Annotated in this window: 21 protein-coding genes; 4 read left to right on the top strand and 17 right to left on the bottom strand. The window is 71.1% G+C overall.

Translation table 11 applies throughout. The features are described from left to right. Positions 1–107 precede the first annotated feature (107 nt). The 4 genes from MPE_RS14930 to MPE_RS14915 are packed head-to-tail and all read left to right on the top strand — an operon-like array spanning position 108 to position 2606. The gene (locus MPE_RS14930) at positions 108–386 is read left to right on the top strand and encodes a BufA1 family periplasmic bufferin-type metallophore (protein WP_011830542.1); all 279 of its coding nucleotides are present in this window, start codon (positions 108–110) and stop codon (positions 384–386) included. A gap of 51 nt (positions 387–437) precedes the next feature. Beyond that, the gene (locus MPE_RS14925) at positions 438–1334 is read left to right on the top strand and encodes an MbnB/TglH/ChrH family RiPP precursor modification enzyme (RefSeq protein WP_011830541.1); all 897 of its coding nucleotides are present in this window, start codon (positions 438–440) and stop codon (positions 1332–1334) included. After that, complete coding sequence (locus MPE_RS22835) at positions 1331–2158, top strand: HvfC/BufC family peptide modification chaperone (RefSeq protein ID WP_011830540.1); 828 nt, start codon at positions 1331–1333, stop codon at positions 2156–2158. Before MPE_RS14925 ends, MPE_RS22835 begins: the two co-directional genes overlap by 4 nt. After that, entirely contained in the window at positions 2139–2606 is a 468-nt protein-coding gene (locus tag MPE_RS14915) for a DoxX family protein (RefSeq protein WP_011830539.1), read from the top strand. The genes MPE_RS22835 and MPE_RS14915 overlap by 20 nt, the downstream gene beginning before the upstream one ends. On the opposite strand, the gene tolA is transcribed toward MPE_RS14915, so the two are convergent. From tolA to MPE_RS14830, 17 genes are all read right to left on the bottom strand, one after another. Then, on the bottom strand, positions 2603–3451 hold the full coding sequence (gene tolA / locus MPE_RS14910) for a cell envelope integrity protein TolA (RefSeq protein ID WP_011830538.1): 849 nt from the start codon (positions 3449–3451) through the stop codon (positions 2603–2605). The genes MPE_RS14915 and tolA overlap by 4 nt on opposite strands. A gap of 7 nt (positions 3452–3458) precedes the next feature. Next, positions 3459–3887, bottom strand: a complete 429-nt coding sequence (gene tolR / locus MPE_RS14905; protein ID WP_011830537.1) for a protein TolR — start codon at positions 3885–3887, stop codon at positions 3459–3461. 3 nt (positions 3888–3890) lie between these two features. After that, positions 3891–4574 carry a protein TolQ gene (gene tolQ / locus MPE_RS14900; RefSeq protein WP_011830536.1) on the bottom strand — a complete coding sequence of 228 codons (684 nt, stop codon included), beginning with the start codon at positions 4572–4574 and terminating at the stop codon, positions 3891–3893. Next, entirely contained in the window at positions 4571–4996 is a 426-nt protein-coding gene (ybgC, locus tag MPE_RS14895) for a tol-pal system-associated acyl-CoA thioesterase (RefSeq protein ID WP_011830535.1), read from the bottom strand. Before ybgC ends, tolQ begins: the two co-directional genes overlap by 4 nt. 14 nt (positions 4997–5010) lie before the next feature. After that, the gene (locus MPE_RS14890; RefSeq protein ID WP_011830534.1) at positions 5011–5514 is read right to left on the bottom strand and encodes a TssQ family T6SS-associated lipoprotein; all 504 of its coding nucleotides are present in this window, start codon (positions 5512–5514) and stop codon (positions 5011–5013) included. Continuing rightward, entirely contained in the window at positions 5514–7010 is a 1497-nt protein-coding gene (locus tag MPE_RS22830) for a serine/threonine-protein kinase (protein WP_148210963.1), read from the bottom strand. The genes MPE_RS14890 and MPE_RS22830 overlap by 1 nt, the downstream gene beginning before the upstream one ends. 98 nt (positions 7011–7108) lie before the next feature. After that, on the bottom strand, positions 7109–8290 hold the full coding sequence (locus tag MPE_RS14880; RefSeq protein WP_011830532.1) for a pyridoxal phosphate-dependent aminotransferase: 1182 nt from the start codon (positions 8288–8290) through the stop codon (positions 7109–7111). A 51-nt stretch (positions 8291–8341) separates the two neighbouring features. Continuing rightward, positions 8342–8872: a transcription antitermination factor NusB gene (gene nusB / locus MPE_RS14875; RefSeq protein ID WP_011830531.1), complete on the bottom strand. Its 531-nt coding sequence runs from the start codon at positions 8870–8872 to the stop codon at positions 8342–8344. Then, entirely contained in the window at positions 8869–9351 is a 483-nt protein-coding gene (gene ribH, locus MPE_RS14870; protein ID WP_011830530.1) for a 6,7-dimethyl-8-ribityllumazine synthase, read from the bottom strand. Before ribH ends, nusB begins: the two co-directional genes overlap by 4 nt. 33 nt (positions 9352–9384) lie before the next feature. After that, on the bottom strand, positions 9385–10479 hold the full coding sequence (gene ribBA, locus MPE_RS14865; RefSeq protein ID WP_011830529.1) for a bifunctional 3,4-dihydroxy-2-butanone-4-phosphate synthase/GTP cyclohydrolase II: 1095 nt from the start codon (positions 10477–10479) through the stop codon (positions 9385–9387). 84 nt (positions 10480–10563) lie between these two features. Beyond that, entirely contained in the window at positions 10564–11181 is a 618-nt protein-coding gene (locus MPE_RS14860) for a riboflavin synthase (RefSeq protein ID WP_011830528.1), read from the bottom strand. A gap of 68 nt (positions 11182–11249) precedes the next feature. Then, complete coding sequence (gene ribD, locus MPE_RS14855) at positions 11250–12383, bottom strand: bifunctional diaminohydroxyphosphoribosylaminopyrimidine deaminase/5-amino-6-(5-phosphoribosylamino)uracil reductase RibD (protein ID WP_011830527.1); 1134 nt, start codon at positions 12381–12383, stop codon at positions 11250–11252. A gap of 61 nt (positions 12384–12444) precedes the next feature. Beyond that, positions 12445–13533 (bottom strand): type IV pilus modification PilV family protein, encoded by a 1089-nt coding sequence (locus MPE_RS22825; protein WP_011830526.1) that lies wholly within the window; start codon positions 13531–13533, stop codon positions 12445–12447. A 6-nt stretch (positions 13534–13539) separates the two neighbouring features. Further along, complete coding sequence (locus MPE_RS14845) at positions 13540–14844, bottom strand: pilus assembly PilX family protein (protein WP_011830525.1); 1305 nt, start codon at positions 14842–14844, stop codon at positions 13540–13542. Continuing rightward, positions 14841–15524 carry a fimbrial biogenesis protein gene (locus MPE_RS14840; RefSeq protein ID WP_011830524.1) on the bottom strand — a complete coding sequence of 228 codons (684 nt, stop codon included), beginning with the start codon at positions 15522–15524 and terminating at the stop codon, positions 14841–14843. The genes MPE_RS14845 and MPE_RS14840 overlap by 4 nt, the downstream gene beginning before the upstream one ends. Before the next feature lie 6 nt (positions 15525–15530). Then, positions 15531–15959 carry a type IV pilin protein gene (locus MPE_RS14835; RefSeq protein WP_011830523.1) on the bottom strand — a complete coding sequence of 143 codons (429 nt, stop codon included), beginning with the start codon at positions 15957–15959 and terminating at the stop codon, positions 15531–15533. Between the two features lie 3 nt (positions 15960–15962). Further along, positions 15963–16493 (bottom strand): GspH/FimT family pseudopilin, encoded by a 531-nt coding sequence (locus MPE_RS14830; RefSeq protein WP_011830522.1) that lies wholly within the window; start codon positions 16491–16493, stop codon positions 15963–15965. Positions 16494–16525: the final 32 nt, after the last annotated feature.

Here is a 16525-nt window from a genome sequence, read left to right as displayed (position 1 = left end):
CGTTTCGATGAGAGGAAGCAGGGGGCAGTGTAAGAATCTTCCGGTCTTCGCGACACATGCACGTCGCCTCCGTGGCGGCCCATTCAATCCCCCTCCAGGAGCACTGCATGAACCAGCATCTGATCGCATCGTCCGCCCTCGCTTCCCTCCTCGCGCTGGGCCTGGTCGGCCCGGCCGCCGCCCAGGACTCGGGCAAGGAGAAGTGCTACGGCATCGCCAAGGCCGGGCAGAACGATTGCGCCAACCTGTCGGGAACCCACTCGTGTGCGGGCCAGGCGACGGCGGGCGACGTCGGCGAATGGAAGTACGTCGCCAAGGGCACCTGCAAGGCCGCCGGTGGCCTGAGCGCCGCCGAAGCCAAGGCCAAGCTGGCCGAGAAGAAGTAACAGCAAAAGGACGCACGGCACCGGACGCAGCGATCCTCTCCGTCGCTCAGCATGGACGCGCGTTCGACCCCGGCCGGTGTCGGTATCGGTCTGCGCCAGCCGCACTACCGGGAGTGGGCCGAACGCCGCCCGGCGGTTGGCTTCGTCGAGGTCCATGCGGAGAATTTCTTCGCCGAGGGCGGGGCCGCGCTGGCGGTGCTGTCGGACGTGCGCGAGCACCATGCGGTGAGCTTGCACGGCGTCGGGCTCGCGCTCGGTTCCGCGGCCGGCGTCGATGCCTGGCATCTGGAACGGCTGGCCAGGCTGGTCGATCGCATCGGGCCGGTGCGTGTGTCGGACCATGCCTGCTTCGCGCGGGCATCGGTGCCGGGCGATGCGTCGACCGTGCTGCATGCGGCCGACCTGCTGCCGATCGCCTTCACTCCGGCCTCGCTCGACCTCCTGTGCACGAACGTGCAGCAGGTGCAGGAGCGCCTGCGCCGTCCGCTGCTGGTCGAGAACCTGTCGGCCTATCTCTCCTTCGACGACGCCGACCAGATGCCCGAGCCCGCGTTCCTCGCGGCGCTGGCCCGTCGCACCGGCTGCCAGCTGCTGCTCGATGTCAACAACTTGGTCGTCAACGCACTGAACGCGCAGCGTGCCGATCCGGCGGCCGGAGATCCGGTGGCCGCGGCCTGCGCCTTCGTCGACGCGCTGCCGGCCGACGTGGTCGGCGAGATCCACCTGGCCGGCTATTGCGATGCCGGCGCGCTGGTGATCGACGATCACGGCAGCCGCGTGCACGAACCGGTGTGGGCCGTCTACCGGCACGCCGTCTCGCGCCTGGGCGCACTGCCGACGTTGATCGAATGGGACACCGACGTGCCCGCGCTCGACGTGCTGCTGGATGAAGCCGCGCAGGCGGCACGTTGCCAGCACGAGGTCGCCGGCCTGCGGAGCGCGGCATGACGTGCTCCGCAGAACGGCGAACCGAGGCCGCACGCCAGAGCGCCCTGCTGGCGACCCTGCGCGGCGCCGCGCCGGTGCCGTCGGCACGCCTGGCGGAGCAGGGCGCGCGGCTGCAACTCGGACTCGAGGCCTACCGGGCCCATGCCGCGGCCGCCGCCGAACGCGCGCTGGCCGTGGCCTATCCGACCTTGCTGGCCCTGGTGGGCGCAGAGGACTTCGGCCGGCTGGCCCGCGCACTGTGGTGCGATGCGCCGCCGCAGCGTGGCGATCTCGCGCAATGGGGGCAGGATCTGCCGACCTTCGTCGAGGCGCAGGCGGATCTCGCCGAATGGCCCTACCTCGGCGATTGCGCGCGACTCGACGCCGCGATCGTGCAGTGCGAAGGTGCGGCCGATGCCGTGCTCGATCGTGACACGCTTGCCTGGCTGGCCGAGCACCCGGCCGAGGCCTTGAGGCTGCGGCTGGCACCGGCGGTGCAACTGCTCGCGAGCCGCTGGCCGGTGGCGGCGCTGCACGCAGCCCATCGGCACGACGGTGATGCTGCCATCGCCGCCGTCCGCGAGGCGCTCGCGACCGGCCAGGCCGAGTCCGTGGTGGTCGGGCGCACCGCTTGGCGGGCCGACGTGACGCCGGTCGATGCCCCGGTGTTCGCCTGGATGCAGGCCCTGCAGGCGAGCCGCACGCTGGCCGAGGCGCTGCAGCGGGCCGGCCGGGGATTCGACTTCAGTGCCTGGCTGATCCAGGCCCTGCAACGCGGCTGGCTGTGGAAGGCCGAGCTTGTTGACGAGACCGAGGAGAAACACCATGACCCAGACCTGGCTTGAAACCCCGTTGGCGCTGTGCCGCTCCGGCACCCGCGTGCTGGAGGCGCTGCAGCCGGCGGCCCAACTGGCCGCACGCCTCTATGTCGGCGCGGTGTTCTTCCGCTCCGGGCTGACCAAGATCGCCGACTGGGACACCACGCTCGCGCTGTTCCAGGACGAGTACAAGGTGCCGCTGCTGCCGCCGCACCTGGCCGCGGTCATGGGCACCGGCGGTGAACTGGTGCTGCCGGTGCTGCTGGTGCTCGGGCTGTTCGGCCGTTTCGGCGCGCTCGGGCTGTCGGTGATGAACGTGGTGGCCGTTCTCAGCCTCGAGGAGATCGCGCCGGCGGCGCTGCAGCAGCATGTGTTCTGGGGCAGCCTGCTGGCGGCGCTGGCCCTGTGGGGCCCCGGCAAGTGGTCGCTCGATGCGTGGTGGTGGCCGCGCGTGGGCGGCTCGCCACGCCGCTAGAAATCGCGCGGACGGAAGTCCAGCAGCATGGCCGACGGCACGCGGCCGTCGGTGTCGCGCGGGAGCACCTCGGTCTTGTCGATGGCGCGCAGCACGGCCTCGTCCCAGGCCGGGACGCCGCTGGACTTGACGAGCCGGCGGCCGACGATCGTGCCGTCGGGGGCCACCTTCACCTCCACCGAGGCGAGCGGGTTGCCGTCGACCTCGTCGCCGAACACCACGTTGGGCTTGATGCGTGCCTTGATGCGACCGGCATAGCTGGCCGATGGCCCCGCGCTCTGCGCCGCCGTGCCGGTGCTGCCCGGCGCGCCGGTACCGGCGGCCTCGGCCATCACGCGGTCGAGCTGCTGCCTGCGGATGGCTTCCTGCTTGGCCTGGCGCTCGGCCTCGGCCTTCTTTTTCTTCTCCGCCTCGCGCTTGTCGGCTTCGGCCTGGGCCTTCTCTTCCTGCTCGCGCTGCTCCTTCTTCTTGCGCAGCGCGTCTTCCTTGCGCTGTTCCTCGAGCCGCTGCTTCTCGAGCTTCTCCTTCTGCTCACGCTTCTCGCGTGCGATGTCGGCGTCGCGGTTCGGCGGGGGCGGCGGCGGCTCGGCCTTGGCCTGCGGCTCGGGCTTCGGCGGCGGGGTCGGCGTGGGCGTCGGTTCGGGCGGCACGGCGCGGGGCGCAGCGATCTGCGGCACCGCCGCCCACAGCTCGGCCTCCACGCCGGCCGGTTCGGACCTGCGCCAGTTGACGCTCAGGCTCAGCGCCAGCACCAGCAGCCCGTGCGCGATCAGCGCCAGCACGGCCGCCCGTGGCAGCCCCCCGGGCTTGCGCGGGCGCAGGTCGTCGAGCGTCGTCGCGTTCATCGCGGCGTCAGGCCCCGGTGGCCTTGACCGCCAGGCCCACGCGCTGAACGCCGGACTTCTGCAGCGTGTCCATCACCTTCACGACCTGCTCGTACTTGACGTTGCGGTCGGCGGCGATGATCACCGGCGTGTTGGCGCTGCCGTTCTGCAGCGCCGTCACGCGGCCGGCCAGTTCGCGCAGCGAGGTGCGTGCCGCGTCCTTGCCGTCGACGCGCAGCTTCAGGCTCTCGTCGGTGCCGACCACGACCTCGATCACCTTGTCGGGCTGGCGCTTGGCCTGGCCGACCGAGGGCAGGTCGACCACGCCGGTGGTGATGAGCGGCGCGCTCACCATGAAGATGATCAGCAGCACCAGCATCACGTCGATGAAGGGCACCATGTTGATCTCGTTGATGGTGCGGCGGCGCGAGCCGTGGCGTGCAGTGACTTGTGCCATGGGTCAGTGCCCTTGGCCGATGTTGCGCTGGAGAATGTTGGAGAACTCCTCGATGAAGGTCTCCATCTGGATCGCGATGCGGTCGATGTCGCGCGCGAAGCGGTTGTAGGCCAGCACCGCCGGGATGGCGGCGAACAGTCCGATCGCGGTGGCCACCAGCGCCTCGGCGATGCCGGGGGCCACCGTGGCCAGCGTCACCTGCTGCAGGTTCGCCAGGCCGGTGAAGGCATGCATGATTCCCCACACGGTGCCGAACAGGCCGACGTAGGGCGACACCGAGCCCACCGAGGCGAGGAAGCTCAGGTGCGATTCCACGGTGTCGAGTTCGCGCTGGAAGCTCGCGCGCATCGCGCGGCGAGAGCCGTCGAGGAGCGCGCCCGGATCGGCCACGCGGCGCTCGCGCAGCTTCATGAACTCGCGCATGCCGGAGGCGAAGATGCGCGTCATCGGGCCGGATCGGTCGGCCTTCTTGGCGGCGTCGGCGTACAGGTCCTGCAGGTTCTGGCCCGACCAGAAGTCACGCTCGAAGCCCTCGTTGAGCGCGCGCACGCGCTTGAGCCCGAACAGCTTGCCGAAGATCACGGTCCAGCTCGCGAGTGACATCGCCAGCAGCGCGACGATGACCAACTGCACGACGAGGCTCGCGTGCAGCACCAGCTGGAAGATCGAGAGGTCTTGTGAATTCATGCCAGGGCTTCGAGGAGAGAGATCGGAATGCGACGCGGGCGGAAGGTTCCGCTATCCACGCAGCCGATGCGGATCGTGCCTTCGGCCAGCAGCGTCTCGCCGTCGGGATCGCTGCGCCAGCATTGTTGCGCGAGCTTCAGGCTGGCCTGCCGGGCTTCGCGGATCGTCACGCTCACCTGCAGCAGGTCGTCGAGCCGGGCCGGGCGCAGGTAGCGCACCGCGGTCTCGCTGACGATGAACATCACGCTCTCGCGGGTGCGCAGTATCTCCTGCTCGAAGCCGAAGCCGCGCAGCCACTCCGTGCGGGCGCGTTCGAAGAACTTCAGGTAGTTGGCGTAGAACACCACGCCGCCGGCGTCGGTGTCTTCCCAGTACACGCGCAGCGGGAAGCGGAACGCGGGGGGCAGTGAGGAGATCGGCAAGATCGGTCAGGCACTCAGGGTGCAGCCAGCGTGCGACGGTAGACCGGTCCCCAGAGCGGGTGGCCGGCCTCGGCCTTGCTGAGGGTGAAGGCCGGGTCGGCGCTGCGTGCGGCGCGGAACGCGTTCTCGCAGGCCTTGGCGCGCTGGCTGGTGCAATAGATGAAGGCCAGGGTCTTGTGGGCGGCGGCGCGGTCCTTGGGGGCTGCGAGACCGGCCTTCAGCGCGCCGCCGAGGCGCTGCTCGGCGAGCTTGTACTGGCCATCGTCGTAGGCGCGGAGGCCTGCGAGCAGCGCTTGCTCGGCCGGCCGTGCGCTGAGTTCGACCACGCTCACCGGCGGCGGGGGAGCGGGCGGAGGGGGGGGCGGTGGCGGCGCGGGCGGAGGCGGCGGCTGGATCGGCGCCTGCACCGGCGCCGGTGCAGGCGGAGGGGGCGGCGGCGACAGCTGGGCGCAGCCGGCCAGCAGCGCCAGCGCGGTGGTGGCGGCCAGCAGCCGGCGTGTGGGGGCGGCAGGGGTCATCAGGGTCCGAAACGGTGCTTGACGAGGACGCTCTCGTTCGCCTCGATGTCGACGGCGATGGCATGGGCCGCATAGCCGCTGTTGCGCAGGGTCACAGTGTGGCGGCCGACGGGGAGGTTGAGCTGGTTGAGCGGCGGGGTGAGCCCCTGCACCTTGCCGTCGACCTCGACCTCCGCCCACGGGCTGATGGCGAGCTGCAGCACGCCGCTGCCGGCGGCGGCCGGTGGGGCGATGGTCGTCGCGGGCGGGTCGGCCGTTGCGGCCGGCGATGCGGTCGGTGAGGTGACCTGCGCCGTGGGTTCGGCCGGTGCCATGGCCACCCGGACCGGCGACGCGGCGGGCGTCGGTTCGGCCAGGCTCTGCCCGGCCGGCGCCGACGCGAGGCCGTGCCAGATCCCGAAGCCGATCAGGCCCGCGCCGACCAGGGCCAGGCTGCCGAAGGCCCACTGGGGCCAGCGGCGCTCGGCCGTCGGCGCGTCGTCCTCACCGGATTGCAGCGCTTCGGGGTGGGCTTGCAGCCATTCGTGCAGGTCGCGCGACAGCGCCCGGGCCGAACGCGGCCGGTCCTCCGGGCGCTTGGCCATGGCCCGCGCGGCGATCGAGGCCAGTGCCGGCGGCACGGCGGTGCTCACCTCGTCGGCCATCGGTGGCGTGAAGCTGCATACCGCGCCGGTGATGGCGGCCAGCGAGTCGCCCTCGAACGCGCGGTGCCCGGTCAGCAACTCGTAGAGCACGACGCCGAGAGAGAACACGTCGGTGCGCCGGTCGGTCGGCTCGTTGCGCACCTGCTCTGGGGCCATGTAGTGCGGCGAGCCGCCGACCGCACCGCCGCTGTCGCGCGCGTGCGCGACGCTGGCGATGCCGAAGTCCAGCACCTTGGGCTGGGTGCGGCCGACCATGAAGATATTGGCCGGCTTGATGTCGCGGTGGACGATGCCCTTGCTGTGCGCATAGGCTAGCGCGTCGGCGACGCGGCGGATGATCAGCACCGCCTGGCCCACTGTCGGCCGCCAGCCGTCGCTCAACAGTGCGCGCAGGTCCTTGCCCTTCAGCAGCTCCATCGCGATGTAGGCGCCCTGCGGGCTCAGGCCCGCGTCGAACACCGTCACGATGTGCGGGTGGCTCAGGTGGGCGGCGGCGCGCGCTTCGTGCAGGAAGATCGCGTTGAAGGGCTCGCGCGCGTCGGTCTCGAGCGGGGTGCGCGCGCCGGCTGGCATCAGGTTGAGTGTCTTGATCGCGACGCGGCGCGACAGCAGCGGGTCGTCGGCGGCGTACACGGTGCCGAGGCCCCCGTCGCCGATGCGGTACTTCAGCGCGTAGCGGCCGATCTGGCCGATGGTGGGCAGCGGCCCGCGGCTCGCGCCGTCCTCGGACGGCAGCTCCGCCATCAGCACCGTGTCTTCGATCTCGGCGTTGTCGATCGCCTCCTGCAGCGTGCCGGGGGGCGGCGTGAGAGTTGAAGCGCTTTCCACGACGCGGAGCTTAGACGATGCCATGGAGCCCCTCAACCAAGGCAGGCACGGGGCACGGTACGGCGTGGTAACCGCGTGTCACGTGTCGGGCCGAGGGTGTGACGCAACTCACGCTGCGCCCCTCATGCCAGCACGCGCCGCAGGCGCGCGACGGCCTGTTCGAGCTGCGGCAGGCTGCTGGCGAAGGACAGTCGCAGGTGGTGTTCAGTGCCGTGCCGGCCGAAATCGCGCCCCGGCGTCAGCGCGACATGGGCCGAATCCATGAGCGCGAACGCCAGGTCCCAGCTGCTGCCGGCGTGGGTCGAGCAGTCGGCCCAGGCATAGAAGGCGCCGTCGGGCAGCACCGGCACCGGCAGGCCGAGCGACGCGAGCGCGGGCACGATGTAGTCGCGCCGGGCCCGGAAGGCGGCACGGCGGCGTTCGTACTCGGCGATCGATGCGGGCTCGAAGCAGGCCAGCGCCGCGTGCTGCGCGACGCTGGACGGGCAGATGAACAGGTTCTGCGCCAGCTTCTCGACCGGCGCCACCAGCGCGGGCGGCAGCACCAGCCAGCCCAGCCGCCAGCCGGTCATGCTGAAGTATTTGGAGAAGCTGTTGATCGACACCACGTCGTCGCCGTGGGCGAGCGCGGAGCGGCCGTAGGCGGCGTCGTAGCTCAGGCCCAGGTAGATCTCGTCGACCAGCGTGACGCCGCCGCGTGCGCGCACCGCCTGTGCGATGCGCTGCATCTCGTCGGCGGCGATCGAAGTGCCGGTGGGGTTGGACGGCGACGCCAGCAGCACGCCGCGGGTGCGCGCGTTCCACGCCCGCTCCACCCCGGCGGCGTCGAGCTGATAGCGCTGCACCGGGCCACAGGGCAGCAGCACCGGCGTGGCGTCGGCCGCCGCGACGAAATGGCGATTGCAGGGGTAGCTCGGATCCGGCATCAGCACCTCGTCGCCGGACTCGAAAAGCGCCAGGCAGGCGAGCTGCAGCGCGGCCGACGCGCCGGCCGTGATGACGATGCGCTGCGGGTCGATGTCGAGCGCGAAGCGCTGCGCATACCAGCGCGACAGCGCCTCGCGCAGCGCAGGCAGCCCGGTGGCCGGGGTGTACTGCGTGCGGCCCTCGGCGAGGCAGCGCTGCGCCGCCTCGAGCACCGGCGCCGGCGCGGTGAAGTCGGGTTCACCGATGTTCAGGTAGATCATCGGCTCGCCGCCGCGTGCCGGATCGCAGGCCGGGCTGGCAGCGATGCGCGCCGCTGCCTTGGCGCACTCCATCACGTAGAACGGCTCGATGCGGTCGAGGCGCCGGGCGAGCTTCATCCGTGTCGGCAGCGGAACGAGAGGGCAGGGGCCGGCGGCGGGCGCCGCAGCTCAGTCGCGCGGCGGGGCCGCGCGCCGCGCCTGCACTTCGAGCGGGCGCAGGTCGGCGGCGGCCTTGTCGAGCACGCCGTTGACGTACTTGTGGCCGTCGGTGCCGCCGAAGCTCTTGGCGAGTTCCACCGCCTCGTTGATCGCGACGCGGTAGGGGATGTCGATGCAGTGCTTGAGCTCGTAGGCGCCGATCATCAGCACGCCGTGCTCGATCGGCGACAGCTCGGTGGTCTTGCGGTCCACGTGGCGAGCCAGCACTGCGTCGAGGGCGGCGGCTTCGGCCACGCAGCCGTGCAGCAGGGCGTCGAAGTGCGCCGCGTCGGCCTGCTTGAAGCCGTCGAGCTCGCGCATGTGGGCCTCGATCACGACGGCTTCGCTGCCCGACACCAGCCATTGGTACAGGCCCTGCAGCGCGAACTCGCGCGAACGCCGACGCGAAGACTTCTGCGCCGGCTTGCGGCCGCCAGGGCGGGCGGCGGTCGACGCCGGAGCGGGCGACGGCACGCTGCCGTCGGTGTCTTGAGGGGTCACGAAAGCTCTTCCATCAGATTGACCATCTCGACGGCGACGCGCGCGGCATCGCGGCCCTTGTCGTCGACGCGGGCCCAGGCCTGGTCCTCGTTCTCGACGGTGAGGATGGCGTTGGCGATCGGGGTCGCGTGATCGAGCGAAACGCGCGTCACGCCGGCGCCGCTCTCGTTGCTGACGAGCTCGAAGTGGTAGGTCTCGCCGCGGATGATGCAGCCGAGCGCGATCAGCGCATCGAAGTCCTTGCGCCGCGCCATCGCCTGCAGTGCGATCGGGATCTCGAGCGCGCCGGGTACCGATACGTGCTCGATGTGCTTGGCCGACACGCCCAGCAGCTCCAGCTCGACCAGGCAGGCCTGGGCCAGGCGGTCAGTGAGTGCGGCATTGAAGCGCGCCTGCACGATGCCGATGCGCAGGTTCTCGCCGACGAGTTCGGCGACGGTGTTGCCGAAGATCGTGGTCTGGGTGTCAGCGTCTTGCATCGAAACCTCGAAGTGGAAGGGCGTGCCGCGGTGTCATTCGGCGGCGACGAAGCCGGTGACCTCGAGTCCGTAGCCCACCATGCTGGGCATGCGGCGCGGGCTGCCGAGCAGCTTCATGCGGACGATGCCGAGTTCGCGCAGGATCTGCGCGCCCACGCCGTAGGTGCGCAGGTCCATCTGGCCGCGCGGGGTCGGCGGCGCGTCGGGGCCCACGGTCAGCTGCTGCAGCAGGCCGTTGCCCGCCTCGCCGCAGTTCAGCAGGACCGCCACGCCACGTTCGGCCGCCCGCAGCGCGGCCAGTGCCCGTGGCAGCGGCCACGAATGGCCGCAGCGGCCGGCGTCGAGCAGGTCCAGCACCGACAGCGGCTCGTGCACTCGCACCAGCACCTCGTCGTCGGCACCCCATTGCCCCACGCTCAGCGCCAAGTGCACGGCGCCCGAGCGGTCGCGGAAGGCCTGGCAATCGAACGGGCCCTGCGGCGTGACCAGCACGCGCTGGGCGACGCGCGTGATGAGCGATTCGTTGCGGCTGCGGTATTCGATCAGGTCGGCGATGCTGCCGATCTTGAGCCCGTGTTCCCTGGCGAACAGCACCAGGTCGGGCAGCCGGGCCATCGTGCCGTCGTCCTTCATGATCTCGCAGATCACCGACGCAGGCGTCAGGCCGGCCATCAGCGTGAGGTCGCAGCCGGCCTCGGTGTGCCCGGCGCGCATCAGCACGCCGCCGTCCTGCGCCTGCAGCGGGAAGATGTGGCCGGGCTGGACCAGGTCGCTGGCCTTCGCGTCGCGCGCCACCGCGGCCTGCACGGTGCGTGCGCGGTCGGCCGCGGAGATGCCGGTGGTCACGCCGCTGGCGGCCTCGATCGAGACGGTGAAGGCAGTGCCGTGCTGTGTGCCGTTGCGCGCGGCCATCGGCGGCAGTTGCAGCCGTTCGCAGCGCTCGCGGGTGAGCGTGAGGCAGATCAGGCCGCGGCCGTAGCGCGCCATGAAGTTGATGGCTTCGGGCGTGACGTGCTCGGCGGCCATCACGAGGTCGCCCTCGTTCTCGCGATCTTCCTCGTCGACCAGGATGACCATGCGGCCGGCGGCGAGCTCGGCGATCAGCTCGGGAACAGGGGAAAGGGCCATGGCGGGATTGTAGGTGGCGGGTCGGAGCGGCGCGGGCGGGAGCGCGTCGCCTCGGCGCGGGGGAATTGCCGGCGCGCGGCGGCGTCAGCGACTGCCGAGCATGCGCTCGACGTAGCGCGCGATCAGGTCGATCTCGAGGTTGACGCGGGCGCCGACGCTCAGCGTGCCGAGCGTCGTGTGTTCCAGCGTGTGCGGGATCAGGTTGATGCCGAGTTCGGTGGTCTCGGCGTGGTCGGTGACGCGGTTGACCGTGAGGCTCACGCCGTTGACGGTGATCGAGCCCTTGTAGGCGAGGTAGCGGCCCAGCGCCTGCGGCGCAGCGATGCAAAGCTCCCAGGATTCGCCGACCGGCGCGAATTTCGTCACCGTGCCGACGCCGTCGACGTGGCCCGATACCAGGTGTCCGCCGAGCCGGTCGCTGGCGCGCAGAGCCTTCTCGAGGTTGAGCGGTCCGGGGTCGGCGAGGCCGGCCGTCTTGTCCAGGCTTTCCGCCGAGATGTCGACCGTGAACCAGTCCGCCTCCGCGTCGAAGGCCGTGACGGTCATGCAGGCGCCGTTGAGCGCGATGCTGTCGCCCAACTGCACGTCGGCCAGGTAGCCCGGCGGCGTGGCGATGGTGAGGCGCTTGCCGTGGGACGGGTCGGCGCCGAGCGGCGCGACCTTGCTGAGGCGGCCCAGGCCGCTGATGATGCCGGTGAACATGGCTCCGATTGTCTCAGCGTCGCAGCCCTGCCGCTGCGGCGGGGGCAAGCGCAGCTTCGGGCCGACGCTCAGAAATCGGCACGGCCCGGCGGCCGGGCGATCAGGCGCAGATCAGCCCCGACGCGCTCGACACTGACGAACTCGAGCGCCAGGCCCTCGGTCAGTGCAGTGAGCGGACCGAAGCGCGCCATCTCGCGACCCGCACCGAGCATCAGCGGCGCCAGGTAGACGAGGAACTCGTCGACCAGGCCCGCCCGCACGAAGGAGCCGCTGAGCTTGCTGCCCGCCTCGACATGCAGTTCGTTGATCTCGCGCCGCGCCAGGTCGTCGAGCATCGCGCCCAGATCGACCTTGCCGTCGGCGTTGGCACAGGCCAGCACCGACACGCCCTGTTCGGCCAGTTCACGGACCTTCGGCGCCGCATGGCGGGCCAGTGCACTGGCCGTGTAGACCAGCCGCTCGCCCGGTGGCGAGAGGATGCGGGCGTCGAGCGCGATGTCGAGCTTGGAGTCGACGACGACCCGGCACGGCTGCAGCACGGTGTCGACGAGCCGCACGTCGAGCCGCGGGTCGTCGTCGATCACGGTGCCGATGCCGGTGAGCACCGCCCCGGCCCGCTTGCGGTAGGCGTGGCCGTCGGTGCGGGCGGCATCGCCGGTGATCCACTGGCTCAGGCCGTTGTCGAGTGCCGTGCGTCCGTCGAGCGACGCGGCGATCTTCAGGCGCACCCACGGCCGCTGGCGCAGCATGCGGGAGAGGAAGCCGATATTCAGCTCGCGCGCGGCGATTGCAACCGGGTCGCCGGGCGCCAGCACCGTCACGTCGATGCCGGCCGCCCGCAGCCGGCCGATGCCGTGACCGGCGACCAGCGGATTCGGGTCCTGCAGCGCCACCATCACGTGGGCCACGCCGGCCTCGACCAGCGCATCGCAGCAGGGCGGGGTGCGGCCGTGGTGCGAGCAGGGCTCGAGCGTGACCCAGGCGGTGCCGCCGCGCACCGTGTGGCCCGCGGCCTGCGCCGCACGCAGTGCCGACACCTCGGCGTGCGCCGAGCCGGCGCGCTGCGTGTGTCCACTGGCCAGCAGGCGACCGTCGGGGGCGGTGATGACGCAGCCGACCCGGGGGTTGGGATCGGACAGGCCGATGGCTTCGTTGGCGTTGCGCAGCGCGAGCGCCCAGGATTCGGAGGGGGTGAGCTTCACGCCCTCGACGATACGCGAGGCCGGCAGGGTGACGCAGAGCCGGCGTCACTCGCGTTCGGTTTCACGGCTGGTGCGGCGCGGTCCCGGCCGGGCAGGCCCCGGTGTCCAGCAGCAGGAAGTTCTGGTGGTGAAGGGATCGAGTCACGAGACTGTAGAGGGCCGGATGCTCCTCGTTGCGCGTCGTCGAGGGCGCAGTGGTGTAGCGGCACACGACCTGCGTGCCGGCGGGCTCGGGCGCGATGCGGGACTGTCCCGACCAGGCGCGTGGCGTGCCCGGATCGGTGTCGTGATCGCCCGCACGCATCAGGCAGGCATAGGAGCGCACGCCGGCGATGGGCCGACCGTCGTTGTGGCTGACGGCGTCGGCCACATGACAGTCGGGCACCGCCAGCAGATGCTGCGTGGCGCTGAAGGAGAGCCCAGTCACGGCGGCGGCCCAGGAGCCCGACAGATCGCCGCGCAGCAGCAGTGCCTGCAGTGGGGTACAGGTGGCCGCGATGTCGGTGTGGTCGTCCGGCGCCGTCGTGCATTGCGCGATCACCGCGCCGGAGCTGTCGTCGAACACCAGGAAGCCGCCGCTGGCACCCTGCCAGCGCAGAACGCTGCGGCCGCGGTTCGCGCCGGTCAGTCGCTCGGCCTCGATCGGGATGTCGAGCGCCCGGCCTTTCGGACGCAGCAGTGCGGCGACGTCGACCCGGGGCAGGCCCAGGCTGCCGCCGTCGGCAGGTTCCGCGCGTGCGATCAGCGAGCCCAGCCTGACGAAGGTCTGGCGCGTGTCGCCGCTGCGGTCGGCCCATGTGACTTGCACGTCGACGCGGCGATAGGGATCGTCGGCCGTGCCTTGTATTTGCCATTGGCGCTCGAAGCGCGTGTTGCTGTCGATGAGGGGTTGGTCGCTGCCGCTGAGGAGATCGGCATAGGCCTGCTTGCCGGCTTCGGTGAGCACCTGCTCGAAGCTGCGCAACTCCTCCAGCCTGGAGATGGCGAGCTGGGTGGCTTCGGTGCGCTGGCGGGCGGCATCCGCATGGCGAGACAGTGCGACCTGCAGGCTGCCGAGGGCGAGCGCACCGATCGACACCACGACGACGGCGATCAGCACCTCGACCAGGGTGAAGCCGGCGGCTTGATGTCGTGCTCCGAGCGTGGGCATTGCGCTTCAGGGCAGCAAGTCGCAGGGCCGGGCGGGATCGCCGTCGGCACACCGACCGTCGCGCCAGCTGCCGGGCACGCGCACCCACGGTCCGGCTGCGGACCGCAGCTGCCGCAGCACCGGCGAGTTGTAGGTGATACGGCCGTTGCTGCTGCCTGCGAGGTTGCCTCGTGCCACGAGCGCCCCTTGCAGATCGATGGCACCACCGGGGTCGAAGCTGCTTTCGGCTGCGTAGATCAGGCCGTGGGCGGGGAAACCGCCATTGAAGCGCAGCGCCCCGCTCACCACCAGGAGCAGCGGCCGGTCCGCGCTGCCGACCGCAGCGCCGGGCCAGCCGGCGGCGTCGAGTTGCAGATCGCCATCGACGAAGAAGCTCGCGTCGCCCTCTGCGTAGGCCGCTCGCAGGGCGGCGCCGCAGGAGATGGCCGTGCACCCGGCGATGCGCCGGGTCGCGGGAGCCGCGGCGAACTGCGCAGGCGTGCTGCCGAACAGCGCGGAAAAGAAGACCGCGCCCGACGCATCGGCTGATGCAAGCCGCGCCAAGGCCTCGTCGCTTTCGATCAGCGCGTTCTCGACCGGGCTGCCCGGCAACGTGGTCAGGAGCGGCGGCGTGCCGCCGAGCGTGATGGCGCCACCCGCATCGATCAGCAGACCTTGCGTGGCGTAATCGGTGTTGAGCAATTGCCAACCGTCGAGGGCCACAAGGCCCCCGGTGGTGAGCGCGGCAGCCGGCATTGTCCGCAGGGTCGGGCGGAGCTTGAAGATGGCCTGCGTCGCCGCCGAGGCGTCGGCACGTGCGGCGTCGCTGCCCGGCACGCACTGCGATCCGCGGCTCGAGCAGCCGCGGGCGGTGATTCGGACGGACTCCGGATCGCCGATGACGGCTGCGAACTCGACGGTGAAGCTGGGGTCGTTGCGGGTCCACTCGGCCGAGCCGCCGGCGTCCGGGCAATGGCAGGTCAGACCGGTCGCGCCCAGGCTGCATCCGGGACGAACGGTGGTGACGGGCGCGATGGCGGCATCGGGTGAGGACTTCGGGACATAGCGTTCACGGAACGAGGTGGGCTGGTCGGCGGCCGGGAGGCAGTGCGCATCGACGCGGCGACCGTCGTTCAGCAGGGCTTGCGCCCACTCGAGACCGGCCTCGGCGGTCTCGGCAGCGATCGTGGAACGGTATTGATTGGCCGAACTCCGCTGCTCGAAGAGCAGGCTGCGGTTCGCAAAGGCGGCCAGGATGGTCATCGCCAGCAACAGGATCATCACGACGGCCAGCGCGGCGGCGCCTTGCTGGGGTGTGCGGCCGGTCTTCATGTGGTCGGGGCGGGACAGGACCCGATCGGCAGCGCATCGTTGCGAACGCGCACGGTCTGCCGGATCTCGCGCTGCACGGCGGCGTCGGTCGCGGAGCGCCCGCGCAACTCGATCACGTAGCTGCGCAGCGACAGCACGGGGCAGCCCGCCGTGCCGACCGCGCAGGCCGGCATGCAGAACTGGCCGAGCGGGACGACGCTGACCCGCGGGCTGATCGAAAAATGCGTGATGCGCACGGTGCCGGGGTCGGTCATCGCCTGCCAGCTTCCTCCGTTCAGCGTCTGCAACGTGTCTCCGCCGAGTCGGAAGCCGGTGGCCTCCGCGGTATCGACGCTGTCGTTCTCGAGAGCGTCGCGAGAAAAGCTGTAGCGCACGACCGCCGCGGTCTCGGGACCGGCCGTCGTGACTTCCTCGTACGGGTTGGCCCCGCCGGCTGGCGCGTGCTGCCAGTAGCCGGCACGGCGCAGATCGCGCGTGATCAGATCAGCCGCGGCCCGCAGATCCTGGTGAACGCGCGCCTCGAGCAACAGGCGGCGGCTGTCGCGCAACTGGTCGACGAGCAGGGCGATGCTGCCGATGACAACGAAGAGCGCGACCGCGAAGCCGACGAGCAGTTCGACCAGCGACAGGCCGCGCTGGGACGCGAGATTTCTCCGCCGGGACATCCGTGCGTCGGCCATGCGGGCTCACCGGTTCCAGCAGACGCTTGCGAGCGCGGAGCCGGTCGATGCGTGGCGGGTGGTGCCGCCGCCCAGCGTGAGACTCAGGCTGGTGCAGGCCGTGTCGACCGCTTGCGCACCGACGGCACGGGCCGTGGCCGTGTAGCCGTCGACCGCGCCGTGGTCGATCGTGATCAGGTAGCGGCCGGACGCGGGCGACGACAGACCGAGCGCCGCGAGGGTGTCGGCATACGTCGTGTGATTCGCGCGCCAGCGTTCCTGAGCCTGCTGTACCTGGGCCAGCGCGGCGATGGCCTCGATGCGGCGGGTCTTGAGCAACTGCGCCATGAAGCTGGGATAGGCGATCACCGCGAGGATGCCGACGACAAGCAGCACGATCACCAGTTCGACGAGGCTCAGACCGCGTGCGGCGATCATGCCCGGGCGGGGCGCCATGGCTCAGCAGGCGTGGTAGCCGCCGAACTCGGCACGAGGGGAGCACGAGCGAACTCGGCCCATGATGTTCACCACGTGGTGCACCGCGCGGCCGTCCAGACCCGTGACGCGGATCGTCGCGGCCGGCGTGCTGGTGCCGTGCCGCGGGTCGTAGACGATGGAGCCCACGTTGGCCTGCACGCTGACGCGGCTACCGGCCGGCAGGGGCACCGCCTTGATCTGCTGCGCGTCGCCGCTGCAGGACGGACTGCCGTCGGGCTGGCAACGGCAGGCCGCCGCGGCACCCGAGTGCAGCAGGTAGCAGCTGCCACCGCCGGGCAACGCGGAGAAGCTGGCGCGCAGCGTCTGATTGCGGGCGACCGCTTCGGAGCGCAGGAACTGCAGGTCGGTGGCGAGCTCGGTGGCCACGCCTTCCGTGTGCCTTCGCTGCAGCAGATCCTGGAAGCCAGGGATCGCGAGGGTTGCAGCGATCGCCAGGATGGCGAGCGTGGCGCCCGTCTCGATGAAGGTGAATCCCCGTTGCGGCGTTCGCATGGCCTCTCCTGGACATCGTGGTGACGATGCAG

It is taken from the genome of Methylibium petroleiphilum PM1, from assembly GCF_000015725.1.
In the GTDB taxonomy this organism is placed as follows: Bacteria; Pseudomonadota; Gammaproteobacteria; order Burkholderiales; family Burkholderiaceae_C; genus Methylibium; species Methylibium petroleiphilum.
This window is presented reverse-complemented; position numbering and strand designations above follow the sequence as displayed.

What these genes read in the sequence shown, in the direction of transcription:
- ribBA (WP_011830529.1), bottom strand. Translation starts at nt 10,479, where the DNA reads ATGGCCCTTTCCCCTGTTCCCGAGCTGATCGCCGAGCTCGCCGCCGGC.
- MPE_RS14880 (WP_011830532.1), bottom strand. Translation starts at nt 8,290, where the DNA reads ATGAAGCTCGCCCGGCGCCTCGACCGCATCGAGCCGTTCTACGTGATG.
- MPE_RS14925 (WP_011830541.1), top strand. Translation starts at nt 438, where the DNA reads ATGGACGCGCGTTCGACCCCGGCCGGTGTCGGTATCGGTCTGCGCCAG.
- tolQ (WP_011830536.1), bottom strand. Translation starts at nt 4,574, where the DNA reads ATGAATTCACAAGACCTCTCGATCTTCCAGCTGGTGCTGCACGCGAGC.
- MPE_RS14845 (WP_011830525.1), bottom strand. Translation starts at nt 14,844, where the DNA reads ATGAAGACCGGCCGCACACCCCAGCAAGGCGCCGCCGCGCTGGCCGTC.
- MPE_RS14835 (WP_011830523.1), bottom strand. Translation starts at nt 15,959, where the DNA reads ATGGCGCCCCGCCCGGGCATGATCGCCGCACGCGGTCTGAGCCTCGTC.
- MPE_RS22825 (WP_011830526.1), bottom strand. Translation starts at nt 13,533, where the DNA reads ATGCCCACGCTCGGAGCACGACATCAAGCCGCCGGCTTCACCCTGGTC.
- MPE_RS22835 (WP_011830540.1), top strand. Translation starts at nt 1,331, where the DNA reads ATGACGTGCTCCGCAGAACGGCGAACCGAGGCCGCACGCCAGAGCGCC.
- MPE_RS14915 (WP_011830539.1), top strand. Translation starts at nt 2,139, where the DNA reads ATGACCCAGACCTGGCTTGAAACCCCGTTGGCGCTGTGCCGCTCCGGC.
- MPE_RS14830 (WP_011830522.1), bottom strand. Translation starts at nt 16,493, where the DNA reads ATGCGAACGCCGCAACGGGGATTCACCTTCATCGAGACGGGCGCCACG.
- MPE_RS14840 (WP_011830524.1), bottom strand. Translation starts at nt 15,524, where the DNA reads ATGGCCGACGCACGGATGTCCCGGCGGAGAAATCTCGCGTCCCAGCGC.
- MPE_RS14890 (WP_011830534.1), bottom strand. Translation starts at nt 5,514, where the DNA reads ATGACCCCTGCCGCCCCCACACGCCGGCTGCTGGCCGCCACCACCGCG.
- MPE_RS14860 (WP_011830528.1), bottom strand. Translation starts at nt 11,181, where the DNA reads ATGTTCACCGGCATCATCAGCGGCCTGGGCCGCCTCAGCAAGGTCGCG.
- tolA (WP_011830538.1), bottom strand. Translation starts at nt 3,451, where the DNA reads ATGAACGCGACGACGCTCGACGACCTGCGCCCGCGCAAGCCCGGGGGG.
- ribH (WP_011830530.1), bottom strand. Translation starts at nt 9,351, where the DNA reads ATGCAAGACGCTGACACCCAGACCACGATCTTCGGCAACACCGTCGCC.
- MPE_RS22830 (WP_148210963.1), bottom strand. Translation starts at nt 7,010, where the DNA reads ATGGCATCGTCTAAGCTCCGCGTCGTGGAAAGCGCTTCAACTCTCACG.
- MPE_RS14930 (WP_011830542.1), top strand. Translation starts at nt 108, where the DNA reads ATGAACCAGCATCTGATCGCATCGTCCGCCCTCGCTTCCCTCCTCGCG.
- tolR (WP_011830537.1), bottom strand. Translation starts at nt 3,887, where the DNA reads ATGGCACAAGTCACTGCACGCCACGGCTCGCGCCGCCGCACCATCAAC.